This window comes from Spinactinospora alkalitolerans, assembly GCF_013408795.1.
GTDB classification, from domain to species: domain Bacteria; phylum Actinomycetota; class Actinomycetes; order Streptosporangiales; family Streptosporangiaceae; genus Spinactinospora; species Spinactinospora alkalitolerans.
On the sequence record NZ_JACCCC010000001.1, the window covers coordinates 5,501,983 to 5,515,617 of the forward strand.

The 13,635-nt window shown below is 67.2% G+C and carries 25 protein-coding genes; all 25 read right to left on the reverse strand.

Annotated features, from left to right (window positions below; genetic code table 11):
- Positions 1 to 36: 36 nt before the first annotated feature.
- Positions 37 to 1,056 (reverse strand): DNA-directed RNA polymerase subunit alpha, encoded by a 1,020-nt coding sequence (locus HDA32_RS24455; protein ID WP_179645416.1) that lies wholly within the window; start codon positions 1,054 to 1,056, stop codon positions 37 to 39.
- Between the two features lie 155 nt (positions 1,057 to 1,211).
- Positions 1,212 to 1,616: a 30S ribosomal protein S11 gene (gene rpsK, locus HDA32_RS24460; RefSeq protein WP_179645417.1), complete on the reverse strand. Its 405-nt coding sequence runs from the start codon at positions 1,614 to 1,616 to the stop codon at positions 1,212 to 1,214.
- Positions 1,617 to 1,684: 68 nt separating this feature from the next.
- Positions 1,685 to 2,065, reverse strand: a complete 381-nt coding sequence (gene rpsM, locus HDA32_RS24465) for a 30S ribosomal protein S13 (RefSeq protein ID WP_179645418.1) — start codon at positions 2,063 to 2,065, stop codon at positions 1,685 to 1,687.
- Positions 2,066 to 2,262: 197 nt separating this feature from the next.
- Positions 2,263 to 2,376, reverse strand: a complete 114-nt coding sequence (gene rpmJ, locus HDA32_RS24470; protein WP_013156136.1) for a 50S ribosomal protein L36 — start codon at positions 2,374 to 2,376, stop codon at positions 2,263 to 2,265.
- Between the two features lie 60 nt (positions 2,377 to 2,436).
- Positions 2,437 to 2,658, reverse strand: a complete 222-nt coding sequence (gene infA / locus HDA32_RS24475) for a translation initiation factor IF-1 (RefSeq protein ID WP_017593374.1) — start codon at positions 2,656 to 2,658, stop codon at positions 2,437 to 2,439.
- 252 nt (positions 2,659 to 2,910) lie between these two features.
- Positions 2,911 to 3,369 carry a DUF1707 SHOCT-like domain-containing protein gene (locus HDA32_RS24480; protein ID WP_312863315.1) on the reverse strand — a complete coding sequence of 153 codons (459 nt, stop codon included), beginning with the start codon at positions 3,367 to 3,369 and terminating at the stop codon, positions 2,911 to 2,913.
- An 88-nt stretch (positions 3,370 to 3,457) separates the two neighbouring features.
- Positions 3,458 to 4,285 (reverse strand): type I methionyl aminopeptidase, encoded by an 828-nt coding sequence (gene map / locus HDA32_RS24485; RefSeq protein WP_179645419.1) that lies wholly within the window; start codon positions 4,283 to 4,285, stop codon positions 3,458 to 3,460.
- A complete protein-coding gene (locus tag HDA32_RS24490; RefSeq protein WP_179645420.1) occupies positions 4,285 to 4,932 on the reverse strand; it encodes an adenylate kinase in 648 nt (215 codons plus the stop codon). Before HDA32_RS24490 ends, map begins: the two co-directional genes overlap by 1 nt.
- A complete protein-coding gene (gene secY, locus HDA32_RS24495; protein WP_179645421.1) occupies positions 4,932 to 6,248 on the reverse strand; it encodes a preprotein translocase subunit SecY in 1,317 nt (438 codons plus the stop codon). Before secY ends, HDA32_RS24490 begins: the two co-directional genes overlap by 1 nt.
- A gap of 301 nt (positions 6,249 to 6,549) precedes the next feature.
- On the reverse strand, positions 6,550 to 7,014 hold the full coding sequence (rplO, locus tag HDA32_RS24500; protein ID WP_179645422.1) for a 50S ribosomal protein L15: 465 nt from the start codon (positions 7,012 to 7,014) through the stop codon (positions 6,550 to 6,552).
- The gene (gene rpmD, locus HDA32_RS24505) at positions 7,011 to 7,196 is read right to left on the reverse strand and encodes a 50S ribosomal protein L30 (RefSeq protein ID WP_179645423.1); all 186 of its coding nucleotides are present in this window, start codon (positions 7,194 to 7,196) and stop codon (positions 7,011 to 7,013) included. Before rpmD ends, rplO begins: the two co-directional genes overlap by 4 nt.
- 4 nt (positions 7,197 to 7,200) lie before the next feature.
- Entirely contained in the window at positions 7,201 to 7,803 is a 603-nt protein-coding gene (gene rpsE, locus HDA32_RS24510; protein WP_179645424.1) for a 30S ribosomal protein S5, read from the reverse strand.
- 51 nt (positions 7,804 to 7,854) lie between these two features.
- Positions 7,855 to 8,241: a 50S ribosomal protein L18 gene (gene rplR / locus HDA32_RS24515; protein WP_281370410.1), complete on the reverse strand. Its 387-nt coding sequence runs from the start codon at positions 8,239 to 8,241 to the stop codon at positions 7,855 to 7,857.
- Between the two features lie 2 nt (positions 8,242 to 8,243).
- The gene (rplF, locus tag HDA32_RS24520; RefSeq protein WP_179645425.1) at positions 8,244 to 8,780 is read right to left on the reverse strand and encodes a 50S ribosomal protein L6; all 537 of its coding nucleotides are present in this window, start codon (positions 8,778 to 8,780) and stop codon (positions 8,244 to 8,246) included.
- Between the two features lie 16 nt (positions 8,781 to 8,796).
- On the reverse strand, positions 8,797 to 9,195 hold the full coding sequence (gene rpsH, locus HDA32_RS24525; protein ID WP_179645426.1) for a 30S ribosomal protein S8: 399 nt from the start codon (positions 9,193 to 9,195) through the stop codon (positions 8,797 to 8,799).
- A gap of 350 nt (positions 9,196 to 9,545) precedes the next feature.
- Entirely contained in the window at positions 9,546 to 9,731 is a 186-nt protein-coding gene (locus HDA32_RS24530; protein WP_067964592.1) for a type Z 30S ribosomal protein S14, read from the reverse strand.
- A gap of 12 nt (positions 9,732 to 9,743) precedes the next feature.
- Positions 9,744 to 10,313: a 50S ribosomal protein L5 gene (rplE, locus tag HDA32_RS24535; RefSeq protein WP_179645427.1), complete on the reverse strand. Its 570-nt coding sequence runs from the start codon at positions 10,311 to 10,313 to the stop codon at positions 9,744 to 9,746.
- Positions 10,313 to 10,618, reverse strand: coding sequence for a 50S ribosomal protein L24 (gene rplX, locus HDA32_RS24540; protein ID WP_179645428.1), 306 nt, complete (start codon positions 10,616 to 10,618; stop codon positions 10,313 to 10,315). Before rplX ends, rplE begins: the two co-directional genes overlap by 1 nt.
- 3 nt (positions 10,619 to 10,621) lie before the next feature.
- On the reverse strand, positions 10,622 to 10,990 hold the full coding sequence (gene rplN, locus HDA32_RS24545; RefSeq protein ID WP_179645429.1) for a 50S ribosomal protein L14: 369 nt from the start codon (positions 10,988 to 10,990) through the stop codon (positions 10,622 to 10,624).
- 99 nt (positions 10,991 to 11,089) lie between these two features.
- Positions 11,090 to 11,374, reverse strand: a complete 285-nt coding sequence (gene rpsQ, locus HDA32_RS24550) for a 30S ribosomal protein S17 (protein ID WP_179645430.1) — start codon at positions 11,372 to 11,374, stop codon at positions 11,090 to 11,092.
- Positions 11,371 to 11,625: a 50S ribosomal protein L29 gene (gene rpmC, locus HDA32_RS24555; RefSeq protein ID WP_179645431.1), complete on the reverse strand. Its 255-nt coding sequence runs from the start codon at positions 11,623 to 11,625 to the stop codon at positions 11,371 to 11,373. Before rpmC ends, rpsQ begins: the two co-directional genes overlap by 4 nt.
- The gene (gene rplP / locus HDA32_RS24560; protein WP_179645432.1) at positions 11,625 to 12,041 is read right to left on the reverse strand and encodes a 50S ribosomal protein L16; all 417 of its coding nucleotides are present in this window, start codon (positions 12,039 to 12,041) and stop codon (positions 11,625 to 11,627) included. The genes rpmC and rplP overlap by 1 nt, the downstream gene beginning before the upstream one ends.
- Before the next feature lie 3 nt (positions 12,042 to 12,044).
- A complete protein-coding gene (rpsC, locus tag HDA32_RS24565; RefSeq protein ID WP_179645433.1) occupies positions 12,045 to 12,899 on the reverse strand; it encodes a 30S ribosomal protein S3 in 855 nt (284 codons plus the stop codon).
- Entirely contained in the window at positions 12,899 to 13,279 is a 381-nt protein-coding gene (gene rplV, locus HDA32_RS24570) for a 50S ribosomal protein L22 (protein ID WP_179646930.1), read from the reverse strand. The genes rpsC and rplV overlap by 1 nt, the downstream gene beginning before the upstream one ends.
- 68 nt (positions 13,280 to 13,347) lie before the next feature.
- On the reverse strand, positions 13,348 to 13,626 hold the full coding sequence (gene rpsS / locus HDA32_RS24575; RefSeq protein ID WP_179645434.1) for a 30S ribosomal protein S19: 279 nt from the start codon (positions 13,624 to 13,626) through the stop codon (positions 13,348 to 13,350).
- Positions 13,627 to 13,635: the final 9 nt, after the last annotated feature.

Genomic DNA, 13,635 nt, shown 5'->3' on the forward strand with positions numbered 1-13,635 from the left:
CCGGTCGTTCGACCCGTTTCCGGCCCGCGCCGCCTCTTAGTACTGCTCGGTCTCGACGTAGGACTGGTCGTCCTCGTCGGAACCGTAGGAGTCGGCCGCGCTGGTGGGGTCGAATCCGGGCGGGGAGTCCTTCAGCGACAGCCCCATGTCGATCAGCTTCTGCTTGACCTCTTCGATGGACTTCGCGCCGAAATTCCTTATATCGAGGAGGTCCTGCTCGGAGCGGGCGACGAGTTCACCCACGCTGTGGATGCCCTCGCGCTTGAGGCAGTTGTAGGAACGGACCGTGAGGTTCAGGTCCTCGATCGGCAGGGCCAGGTCCGCGGCCAGGGCGGCGTCCGTCGGGGACGGGCCCATGTCGATGCCCTCGGCGTCGACGTTGAGCTCGCGGGCCAGACCGAACAGCTCGACCAGGGTCTTGCCGGCGCTCGCCACCGCGTCGCGCGCGCGGATGGAGGGCTTGGTCTCGACGTCCAGGATGAGCCGGTCGAAGTCGGTCCGCTGCTCGACACGGGTCGCCTCGACCTTGTAGGTGACCCGCAGCACCGGCGAGTAGATCGAGTCGATCGGGATGCGCCCGATCTCCTGCCCCGGCTGCTTGTTCTGCGTCGCCGAGACGTAACCGCGACCGCGCTCGACCGTCAGCTCCATCTCCAGCTTGCCCTTGCTGTTCAGGGTCGCGATGTGCAGGTCGGGGTTGTGCACCTCGACACCGGCCGGCGGAGCGATGTCGGCCGCCGTGACGACCCCCGGGCCCTGCTTGCGCAGGTACATCAGAACCGGCTCGTCGTGCTCGGAGCTGACGACGAGGCCCTTGAGGTTCAGGATGATCTCGGTGACGTCCTCCTTGACCCCGGGCACGGTGGTGAACTCGTGCTCGACGCCCTCGATGCGGATGCTGGTGACAGCGGCACCGGGGATGGAGGACAGCAGGGTTCGGCGCAGCGAGTTGCCGATCGTGTAACCGAAGCCCGGCTCCAGCGGTTCGATGACGAACTTGGACCGGAACTCGGAGATCGACTCCTCGGTCAGAGTTGGACGCTGAGCGATCAGCATGATCCGTGTTTCCTTTCCCACGACCGCCCGCTATTTGACGGTCACTGGACGGCCCCGCGGTCGCGGGGCCCCTTACCCGCTCCCCGCGGGCCGGGCCGTCGGGACCGGCCCGCGGGAGCAGTGCTGCGAAGAGTCAGATGGGTATGTACCCGGACTCAGACGCGGCGACGCTTCGGCGGACGGCAGCCGTTGTGCGGAACCGGCGTGACGTCCTGGATGGAGCCCACCTCCAGGCCGGTGGCCTGGAGCGAGCGGATGGCGGTCTCGCGGCCGGAGCCGGGGCCCTTGACGAAGACGTCGACCTTGCGCACACCGTGCTCCTGGGCGCGGCGCGCGGCGGCCTCGGCGGCCATCTGCGCGGCGAACGGGGTCGACTTGCGCGAACCCTTGAACCCGACCTGCCCGGAGCTCGCCCACGAGATCACCGCACCGGTCGGGTCGGTGATGCTCACGATCGTGTTGTTGAACGTGCTCTTGATGTGAGCGTGCCCGTGGACAATGTTCTTCTTTTCCTTGCGGCGCACCTTACGCGCGGCGCCCTGACGGCCCTTAGGCGGCATTCCTGAAAACTCCCAAGATCATCGGTCCGTTGACTTCTGCCGGACACGAGCGGTTGCGTCCGGACGGACTACTTCTTGCCGACCTTCTTCTTGCCGGCCACGGTCTTCTTCTTGCCCTTGCGGGTGCGCGCGTTGGTCTGCGTGCGCTGACCGTGCACGGGAAGGCCCCGGCGGTGCCGGATGCCCTGGTAGCTGCCGATCTCCATCTTGCGGCGGATGTCGGCGGCCACCTCGCGGCGGAGGTCGCCCTCGACCCGGTAGTTGGCGTCGATCCAGTCGCGGAGCTTGACCAGGTCGTCGTCGCTCAACTGGTGGACGCGGGTGTCGGGGCTGACCCCGGTGTTCTGGAGGGTCTCGACGGCGCGGGTGCGGCCGATCCCGAAAACGTAGGTGAGAGCGATCTCCACCCGCTTCTCGCGGGGGAGGTCGACGCCGGCGAGGCGTGCCATCTGGGCGATCTCCTTCGTACTTGTGCGGAGGTCTGTCCCGTCGCCTTCCTCTCGTCGCCCAATCGACGAGGCCCCGGCCTCCGACCGGGGGTTCTCCCCTCGGCTGTCGCGCCCAGGGAATCGGAACGGGATTGAAAACGAATGCCGCGCGGGCCCGCGGGAGCGGCCGCGCGACGGGCAACCGTCAAGAAGCTGGACTAGCCCTGACGCTGCTTGTGCCGCGGGTCAGAGCAGATGACCATGATCCGGCCGTTGCGGCGGATCACTCGGCACTTCGCGCAGATCTTCTTGACGCTCGGCTTGACCTTCATGGTGGCTCCGGACTCATGGCACCACCGGACCGTCCCGAGGGCCGGCCGCGAGTGGTGGGGCTACTTGTAGCGATAAACGATGCGCCCGCGCGTGAGGTCGTACGGGCTCAGCTCCACGACGACGCGGTCGTCGGGAAGGATGCGGATGTAGTGCATGCGCATCTTGCCGCTGATGTGGGCAAGGACCTTATGCCCGTTGTCGAGCTCCACTCGGAACATAGCGTTGGGTAGGGACTCGATAACGGAGCCCTCGATCTCGATGGCGCCGTCTTTCTTTGCCATGTCCTCCACGCTTCTGAATCACCCCCGCGCGTGCGCGGGGAACACGGGAGACGGATCCTTCCGAGTGGAAAACCGCTCCCGGTTGCGAAATCAAACACTGAAAAGTTCAGGTCAACTGCATTAGCATACGCGAACGCGACGAACAGGCGCGAATAGAGGCAGTGTGACCGTGATCGACCCAACAGCCCTCGTGTGGGCTTCTCAAGTCTACCGTCTCCGGACGAGTGCTGTTGACGCCGCGCCGCTCGAGAGCTACGCCCGCGAGTCGCCGCGCCTGATCGCGACGACCCCGATCGTGATGAAGAGCAGCACGATCCCCCAGGGGCCGGCCACCCACAGGAACCACGGGTAGGAGGTGCCGCCGCCGCTGAGGAAGAGGACCAGCCAGATGGCCAGGCAGAGGGTGTTGGCGCAGCCCCAGACCAGCCACGGGATCAACAACGCGGGGTCGCTCAGCATTCCCCCGCTCCCCCCGCGCTCCGGCCGCCGGGCGGCCGGGCGGGGCAGGTCGGCGAGATCGCGTTCGGGGAGGTCCTCGGTGAGGCGGGACAGCTCCGCCAGCGTCCGGGCGTGGTAGGCGGTTTCGAGCCGGCCGTTGAACTCGTCGCTGTCGAGACGCCCGTGGGCGAAGTGGTCCTGAAGGAGCTTGGCGACGCGGTCGCGGTCGGCGTCGGAGGCCCTGACCTCAGGGGAGAACTCGGACACGGTCACACACCACCCTCATCGAGCGCCCGTCGAAGGACAGCTTAGTGGCGATGGACTCCTCGAAAGCCCCCGTGGGAACGCGTCCCGACCGGCGCTACTCGAAGCCCGGGTCGGGGAAGCCCAGGTCGGCGAGCCTGCTCCGGTTCTCCTCGCGGGCGGTGAGCACCAGCGGGCCGTCGGCCGTGATCGCGACCGAGTGCTCGAAGTGCGTCGACCGCCTGGCGTCGCGGGTGACGACGGTCCAGCCGTCGTCCAACTGGACCACGCGCCGGGTGCCGAGGTTGACCATCGGCTCGATGGCCAGGCACATGCCCTCGACCAGCTTCATGCCCTCTCCGGGCCTGCCGTAGTTGAGGACGTGCGGGTCCATGTGCATCTCGGTGCCGATGCCGTGGCCGCCGTACTCCTGCACGTTGCCGTAGCGGCCGCGGGAGTCGATGTAGCCGCCGATGGCGTGCCCGATGTCGCCGAGGTGGTTGCCCGGGCGCATCGCGGCGACGCCCCGCCACATCGCCTCCTCGCACACCTCCATCGCGGTGCGCTCGGCCTCGGAGACCTCGCCGACCGCGACCGTGATCGCGGAGTCGCCGTGCCAGCCGTCGAGGATGGCGCCGCAGTCGATGGAGATCAGGTCGCCCTCGCCCAGCACCTTGGTGTCGCGCGGGATCCCGTGCACGACCTCCTCGTTCACCGAGGCGCAGATCGACCCGGGAAAGCCGTGGTAGCCCTTGAAGGAGGGCACGGCCCCGGCGTCGCGGATGCTGCGCTCGGCGATGGCGTCGAGGTCCAGCGTCGTCACGCCGGGGCGCACCGCCGCGCGCAGGGAGTCGAGGGTGCGGGCCACGATCCGGCCCGCCTCCCTCATCTTCGCGATCTCGGCCGCCGTCTTGAGCTGCACCGTGCTCCGCCTCTTACGAAACATCAGTCGGCTCGGAGGGCGGCCAGCGCCCGCTCCGTGACTTCCTCGACCGAACCGGTGGCCTCGATCGTCACGAGGCGGCCCTCGTCGGCGTAGAACGACACCAGCGGAGCGGTCTGCTCCCGGTAGACGTCCAGGCGGTGCCGGATCGTCTCCTCCCGGTCGTCGTCACGCTGGAACAGCTCGCCGCCGCAGACGTCGCAGACGCCCTCGGTCTTGGGCGGGTCGAACACCACGTGCTGGACGTGGCCGCAGTTGCGGCAGGTCCGGCGGCCCGAGAGCCGCTTCACGACCTCTTCCTCATCGACCTTGAGCTCCAGCACCACGTCGAGGCGCCGGCCCATGTCGTCGAGCATCTTGTTGAGGGTCTCGGCCTGCGCGACGTTGCGCGGGAAGCCGTCGAGCAGGAAACCGCCCTGCGCGTCGTCCTCCGCCAGGCGGTCCCGGACCATCGCGTTGGTGACCTCGTCGGGGACGAGGTCACCGCGGTCCATGTAGGCCTTGGCCCGCTTACCCAGCTCTGTGCCACCGCTGACGTTGGCACGGAAGATGTCACCGGTGGACACCTTCGGAATCGACAACTCTGACGCCAAGATTTGGGCCTGGGTGCCTTTACCGGCCCCCGGGGGTCCCACCAATACGGCACGCACTATCGCAGAAAACCTTCGTAGTTCCTCTGCTGGAGGTGACTCTCGATCTGCTTCACCGTGTCCAGCCCGACACCGACCATGATCAGGATGCTCGTCCCGCCGAACGGGAAGTTCTGCGACGCACCGGAGGCTCCGAGCGCCAGCATCGGCAGTAGAGCGATCACACCCAGGTAGAGCGCGCCGGGGGTCGTCAGCCGAGTCAGCACGTAGTCGAGGTACTCGGCGGTCGGACGCCCCGGACGGATGCCCGGGATGAAACCACCGTACTTCTTCATGTTGTCGGCGACTTCAGTGGGGTTGAAGGTGATGGCCACGTAGAAGAAGGCGAACCCGACGATGAGGGCGAAGAACGTGGCCATGTAGACCGGGTGCGTACCCGTGGGGTTGAAGTAGGTGGAGAGGAAGCTCACCACCGGGTTGCCGGAGTCCTGGCCCAGCAGGCCGATCGCCAACTGCGGCAGGTACAGCAGCGAGGAGGCGAAGATGACCGGGATGACACCGGCCTGGTTGACCTTCAGCGGGATGTAGGTGGAGCTGCCCCCGTACATCCGCCGGCCCACCATGCGCTTGGCGTACTGCACCGGGATGCGGCGCTGGGCCTGCTCGACGAAGACCACGCCGGCGATGAGCACCAGGCCGGCCACGCAGATGATCGAGAAGATCCAGGGGCCCTGCTCCTCCCAGATGCGCATCATGGAGGACGGGAACATCGCGATGATCTGGGTGAAGATCAGCAGCGACATGCCGTTGCCGACGCCGCGCTCGGTGATGAGCTCGCCGAACCACATGATGACGCAGGTGCCGGCGGTCATCACGAAGACGATCGTGACGAGGGTCAGCAGGTCCTGGTTGGGCATGTAGGACGAGACCGGGATCGCGCCCTGGAACAGCTGCCCGGTGCGCGCCATGGCGATGATGCTGGTCGACTGGAGGACCGCGAGGGCGACCGTCAGGTAGCGCGTGTACTGCGTGATCTTGGTCTGCCCCGCCTGGCCCTCCTTCTTCAGCGCCTCGAGCCGCGGGATGACCACCGTGAGCAGGTTCAGGATGATGCTCGCGGTGATGTAGGGCATGACGCCCAGCGCGAACACGGCGAGCTGCAGCAGTGCGCCGCCGCTGAACAGGTTGACGAGCGCGTACACACCGGACGTGTCGGCGGCCTGGACCGCCTCCATCTGGTCCTTGATGGCCGCGGAGTTGATGCCCGGAGCCGGGATCACCGACCCGAGCCGGAAAATGGTCAGGATGAACAGCGTAAACAGCAGCTTGTTACGCAGGTCAGGCGTGCGGAACGCACGGACGAACGCACCTAGCACGTCTCCTCCTGCGAGGCTTCGGCGGCGGAACCGATTCGAGACATCGCGGCCGATCCTGGATCGTCGTGAGCGTCAGCCCAGAGCCGGTCGGGCCCTGGACCCGGAAGTCGGGTTGAGCGGTTAAGCAGATGGCACTTTAACAGCCATCGGTCGGGTGGTGCGTGACCGAGGGCACACAATCTGTGCGGCCTCCGGCCGGATCGCACCCCACCCAGTAAAGCGCACAGGGGCGCCCGCTGGTTCCCCAATCTCGTGGGTGTTCCCAGCAGACGCCCCGTGAACACAGCGAATAGGAGTGTTCCTACAGCTCGGTCGTGCTGCCACCGGCCGCTGCGATCTTCTCCTTGGCCGAGGTGGAGAACGCGTTCGCGCTCACCTGGACGGCCACCGAGATCTCGCCGGTGCCGAGCACCTTCACGAGCTGGTTCTTGCGAACCGCGCCCTTGGCGACCAGGCCCTCAACGGTGACCTCGCCGCCCTCGGGGTAGAGCTCGCCGAGCTTGTCCAGGTTGACGACCTGGTAGGTCGTCTTGAACCTGGCGTTGCTGAAGCCCTTGAGCTTCGGGACCCGGCGGATGAGGGGCATCTGGCCACCCTCGAAGCCGACGGGAACGGTGGAACGAGCCTTCGTGCCCTTGGTACCACGACCGGCGGTCTTGCCCTTGGACGCCTCGCCGCGACCCTTGCGGATCTTGGCCTTGTTGGAGCCGGGGGCCGGACGCAGGTGGTGGAGCTTGAGCAGCTCGTCGGGGGAGTAGTCGTTCATTCGCCGACCTCCTCGACAGTGACGAGGTGCGCAACGATGTTGATCTGGCCGCGAACCTCGGGACGGTCTGCACGGACAACGGACTTGCCGATCCGTCCAAGACCCAGCGCCTGCAGGCTGTCACGCTGCTTCTGCTTGCCGCCGATCTTGGAGCGGACCTGCGTGATCTTCAGATTCGCCATGGTCTCAGGCCCCCGCCTTCGCTTCCGCGCGGGCACGCAGCATGGCGGCCGGAGCGACGTCCTCGATCGGCAGGCCGCGGCGGGCCGCGATCTCTTCCGGACGGCTCAGGCCCTTGAGGGCCGCGACCGTCGCGTGCACGATGTTGATCGGGTTGGCCGATCCGAGCGACTTGCTGAGGACGTCGTGGATGCCGGCGCACTCCAGCACGGCGCGCACCGGGCCACCGGCGATGACACCGGTACCGGGGGCGGCCGGACGCAGGAGGACGACGCCGGCGGCGTCCTCGCCCTGGACCTGGTGCACGATGGTGCCCTGGACCCGGGGGACCTTGAAGAAGTTCTTCTTGGCCTCTTCGACACCCTTGGCGATCGCCGCGGGGACTTCCTTGGCCTTGCCGTAGCCGACACCGACCATGCCGTTGCCGTCGCCGACGACGACCAGGGCGGTGAAGCTGAAGCGCCGGCCGCCCTTGACGACCTTGGCCACGCGGTTGATCTTCACCACGCGCTCGATGTAGGAGACACCCTTGTCTGCGGCGCCGCCGCGGCGATCGTCACGGCGGTCACGCCGCTCGCCACCGGCGCCGCGCCGCGGAGCTGCAGCCATCAGTGGTTCCTCTTCCCGTCGATGAAAATGCTCTTGGCAGGAGTCATGATCTTAGAACTCCAGCCCGCCGGCACGCGCGCCGTCGGCCAGCGCTGCGATGCGGCCGTGGTACCGGTAGCCGCCGCGGTCGAAGACGACGGCCGTGATGCCGGCGTCCTTGGCGCGCTGCGCGAGCAGCTCGCCCGCCTTCTGCGACTTCTCGGTCTTCTTGCCCTCGCCGCCACGGATGCTCGCGTCCATCGTGGAGGCCGACACCAGGGTCATGCCCTTGGTGTCGTCCACGATCTGGGCGACCATGTGCTTGGAGGAGCGGGTGACGACCAGGCGCGGACGCACGGAGGTACCCGAGATCTTCTTGCGGACCCGCAGGTGCCGCCGCGCACGGGAAGCCGCGCGCGAAGCCGTGCCCCTGCGGACCAGCGTCGTGCTCTTCGCCATGCCTACTTACCAGCCTTTCCGGCCTTGCGGCGGATGTACTCACCCTGGTAGCGCACGCCCTTGGCCTTGTACGGGTCGGGCTTGCGCAGGCCCCGGATGTTGGCGGCCACCTGGCCCACGAGCTGCTTGTCGATGCCCTCGACGACGAGCTGGGTCGGCTTCTCCACCCGGAAGCTGATGCCCTCCGGCGGCTCGACGACGACGGGGTGGCTGTAGCCCAGGGAGAACTCCAGGTTGGAGCCCCTGGCCTGGACCCTGTAGCCCACGCCGTGGATCTCGAGGGTCTTGCTGTAGCCGTTGGAGACGCCCTCGATCAGGTTCGCGATCAGCGCACGGGTCAGGCCGTGCAGCGAGCGGTTCTCGGGCTTGTCGTCCGGACGCGCCACCTTGATCTGGCCGTCCTCCTGCGCGATGGTGATCGGCTCGGCGACGGTGTGGCTCAGTTCGCCCTTCGGCCCCGTGACTTTGACGTCTTGCCCGTCAATCGAGACTTCGACGCCCTTCGGGACCGAGATCGGCAGTCGGCCAATACGCGACATGCTGAAATCTCTCCCTCTACCAGACGTAGGCGAGGACTTCGCCGCCCACGCCGTTCTTCTTGGCCTGCTTGTCCGTCATCAGGCCGCCGGACGTCGAAATGATGGCCACGCCGAGGCCGCCCAGGACGCGCGGAAGGTTGTCCTTCCTCGCGTAGACCCGCAGGCCCGGCTTTGAGACGCGGCGGATGCCGGCGATGGAGCGCTCACGCGTGGGCCCGTACTTCAGGTCCACCACGAGGCTCTGGCCGACGGTGGCGTCCTCAGAGCGCCAGCCCTGGACGTAGCCCTCCTGCTGGAGGATCTCGGCGATGTGCGCCTTGATCTTGGAATACGGCATGGTCACGGTGTCGTGATACGCCGAATTCGCGTTGCGCAGACGCGTGAGCATGTCTGCGATCGGGTCGGTCATCGTCATGGCCGATTGGCCCTTCCTCGCCGGGGTTTCCCCAAGGACAGACTTTCCCTTTGAGCCTGTTCCCCCGCTGAAGCGGAGGTTCCTCTAGGACCTGCGGCGTGGTCATGGGCACCGCGCCGGATCGCTCCGGCCGCCGTGCCCCGTCGGTTGGTTGTCGCATGCGCGGACGACGGTGCCCCGCCGTCCGCTTCGAGCAGCCCGCCGCGTCGCCACGGCGGGGCAGCCTGTCAGAGAAGCCCCGATTCCGGAGTCACGGATGAGGGGGTGCGGCTATGGCTCAGGTGTGAGCGTGCCGCCGGCGCTACCGCACTGCGGCAGCCGACCCCCTCGGCCTCCGTGCTCGAGACTCTCTACCAGCTGGACTTGGTGATGCCCGGGAGCTCGCCCCGGTGCGCCATCTCGCGGAAGCAGATGCGGCACAGGCCGAACTTCCGGAAGACGGCGCGCGGGCGGCCGCACCGCGAGCAACGAGTATACGCGCGAACCTCGAACTTCTGCTTCCGGTTCGCCTTCGCGATCAGTGCCTTCTTAGCCATCCGTCGTCACCCCTAGGCTTCCTTGAACGGGAAGCCGAGCCGCTTGAGCAGGCTACGGCCTTCGTCGTCGTTGGTCGCCGTGGTGACGACCGTGATGTCCATGCCGCGCTGGCGGTCGACCTTGTCCGGGTCGACCTCGTGGAACATGACCTGCTCGGTCAGACCGAAGGTGTAGTTGCCACGGCCGTCGAACTGCTTCGGGGAGAGCCCGCGGAAGTCGCGGATGCGGGGCAGCGCCAGGGAGAGCAGGCGGTCGAGGAACTCCCACATCCGGTCGCCGCGCAGCGTGACGCTGGCGCCGATCGGCTGGCCCTCGCGCAGCTTGAACTGCGCGATGGAGTTCTTCGCCCGGTTCACCTTGGGCTTCTGGCCCGTGATCGCCGACAGGTCTGCGATCGCGCCCTGGATCAGCTTCGCGTCGCGCGCGGCCTCACCGACACCCATGTTGACCACGATCTTGGTCAGGCCGGGGACCTGCATGATGTTCTTGATGTCGAACTCGTCGCGCAGACCCTGGATGATCTCGGAGCGGTACTTCTCCTTGAGGCGCGGCAGCGCGGGGGCTTCAGTCGTAACCGTCATCAGATGTCCTTACCGGTGCGGCGGGAGATCCGAACCTTGGTTCCGTCTTCCTCGAAGCGGTAACCGACGCGCGTGGCCTTGCCGTCCTCGACGATCGCCACGTTGCTCACGTGGATCGCAGCCTCCTGGGTGACGACCTCACCCTGCTGGCCGCCCGCCTGATTGGCCTTCTTGTGCTTCTTGATGAGGTTGACGCCCTCGACGACGACACGCTGCTCCCGGGGAAGGGCCCTGAGGACCTTCCCGGTGGCACCCCTGTCCTTGCCGGCGATGACGATGACCTCGTCGCCTGATTTGATCTTCATCGCCTAGAGCACCTCCGGCGCTAGCGAGATGATGCGCATGAACTTCTTGTCCCGCAGCTCACGGCCGACCGGGCCGAAGATGCGGGTGCCTCGCGGGTCCCCACCGTCCTTGATGAGCACGGCGGCGTTCTCATCGAAGCGGATGTAGGAGCCGTCGGGCCGGCGGCGCTCCTTGGTGGTGCGCACGATAACGGCCTTGACGACATCGCCCTTCTTCACGCCGGCGTTGGGAAGAGCGTCCTTCACCGTCGCCACGATGGTGTCGCCGATGCCCGCGTAGCGCCGACCCGAGCCGCCGAGAACGCGGATGGTCAAGATCTCCTTGGCACCCGTGTTGTCGGCGATCTTGAGTCGCGACTCCTGCTGAATCACGTCTGCTCCTGATATATGCGCGCGAGTTCACTTCCCGCGCTTGCTAGGTGGTCTCACCCCTCGGCGGCCGATCTCCACGAATCGGCCGCCGGACGGGGGTTACTTAGCCTTCTCCAGGATCTCCACGACGCGCCAGCGCTTGGTCGCGGACAGCGGGCGGGTCTCCATCAGGCGGACCCGGTCCCCGATGCCGGCGGAGTTCGCCTCGTCGTGGGCCTTGTACTTCGTGGTACGGCGGATGACCTTGCCGTAGAGCGCGTGCTTGACGCGGTCCTCCACCTCGACAACGACGGTCTTGTCCATCTTGTCGCTGACGACGTAGCCCTCGCGCACCTTGCGGTAGTTGCGCTCGTGGTCGCGGGTCACGGCCTTCTCTTCGCTCATTCGGCTGCTTCCTTCGTCTTCTCAGCCGACTCGCCGGCCAACGGCATGATGCCGAGTTCGTGCTCCCGCATGACCGTGTAGATCCGAGCGATCTCACGCTTGACGGTGCGCAGCCGACTGCTGTTGTCCAGCTGCCCGGTGGCGGCCTGGAAGCGGAGGTTGAACAGCTCTTCCTTGGCCTCCTTGAGCTTGCCGACCAGGTCCTCCAGGGACTGGTCGCGCAGCTCCTGGGCGGTCAGGGACTTCGCCATTACTCCCACACCTCCCGCTTCACGAACTTGCACTTCATCGGGAGCTTGTGCATCGCGCGGCGCAAGGCCTCCTTCGCGATGGGCTCCGGAACCCCGGACAGCTCGAACATCACGCGTCCGGGCTTGACCGGGGCGACCCACCATTCCGGGGAGCCCTTGCCGGAGCCCATGCGGGTCTCGGCGGGCTTCTTGGTCAGCGGGCGGTCCGGGAAGATGTTGATCCAGACCTTGCCGCCGCGGCGGATGTGCCGGGTCATCGCGATACGCGCCGACTCGATCTGCCGGTTGGTGACGTAGGCGGGCTCCAGGGCCTGGATGCCGTACTCACCGAAGTTGATCTTCGTACCACCCTTGGCGCGACCGGAGAGGTCCGGGTGGTGCTGCTTGCGGTACTTGACCTTGCGGGGAATGAGCATCGGTCAGCTCCCCTCGTTCCCGGACTTCTCCCCGGCCTGCACCTGCGGGGCGGGCTTCGCCTCGGGCTGCTGGTCGGACTGCTGGGCGTTGCTCTGGGCGCCGGCGTTGGCCCCCGGGCCGCCCTGGCCGCCGCCGCGGCGACGGCGCTGCGGACGCTCACGGCGCTGACCGCCGCCGCCACCGCCGCCCGGCGCGCGCTGCGCGGCCTGGGCCGCCTCGCGCTCGGCGCGGGTGGCGGGCGCGTCGCCCTTGTAGATCCACACCTTCACGCCGATGCGGCCGAACGTCGTACGGGCCTCGAAGAAGCCGTAGTCGATGTCGGCGCGCAGCGTGTGCAGCGGGACCCGGCCCTCGCGGTAGAACTCCGAGCGCGACATCTCGGCGCCGCCGAGGCGGCCGCCGCACTGGATGCGGATGCCCTTGGCCCCGCTCTTCGTCGCACTCTGCATGGCCTTGCGCATGGCACGGCGGAACGCGACCCGGCTGGACAGCTGCTCCGCGACACCCTGGGCGACGAGCTGAGCGTCGGTCTCAGGGTTCTTGACCTCGAGGATGTTGAGCTGAACCTGCTTCTTGGTCAGCTTCTCCAGGTCGGCGCGGATGCGGTCGGCCTCCGAACCGCGGCGGCCGATGACGATGCCCGGCCGGGCGGTGTGGATGTCGACGCGGACGCGGTCGCGGGTGCGCTCGATCTCGACCTTGGAGATCCCGGCGCGCTCCATGCCGCGGGTCAGCATCCGGCGGATGGCCACGTCTTCCTTGACGTAGTCCTTGTACAGCTTGTCCGCATACCACCGGCTCTTGAAGTCGGTGGTGACCCCGAGCCGGAACCCGTGCGGGTTGACCTTCTGGCCCACTATCGGGTCCTTCCCTTCGTCTTGGACGAGGTGCCCGCGGCCGCGGTCTCGCGCGGCTCGACGACCACCGTGATGTGGCTCGTCCGCTTGGTGACCCGGAAGGCGCGGCCGAAGCCCCGCGGCCGGATCCGCTTCAGGGTCGGACCCTCGTCCACCCACGCGCGGCTGACCACCAGCGTCTCGCGATCCAATTTGTTGTTGTGCTCGGCATTGGCGATGGCGCTCGCGAGCACCTTGCCCACTGGTTCGCTCGCCGCCTGGGGAGCGAACCTCAACACCGCCTGTGCCTCGCCAGCGGGCAGCCCGCGAATAAGGTCCACCACTCGGCGGGCCTTTCGGGGCGTAACACGGGTGTACCGTGCTTGAGCCCTCGTTTCCATCGCTTTTCCCTCGCTCACGGAAATCACCCCCACGCACCGTGGGGAAACGGCTTAACTAGTTGCAACCGCTAGCGGCGGCTACGGCGGTCTTCCTTGACGTGGCTGCGGAAAGTGCGCGTGGGAGCGAACTCACCGAGCTTGTGACCGACCATGGACTCCGACACGAACACGGGAACGTGCTTGCGCCCGTCGTGCACGGCGATCGTGTGCCCGATCATCTCGGGAACGATCATGGAGCGGCGCGACCACGTCTTGATGACGTTCTTGCTGCCCTTCTCGTTCTGGTCCTCCACCTTCTTGAGCAGGTGGTGGTCGATGAAGGGACCCTTCTTAAGGCTACGTGGCATCAGACGTGC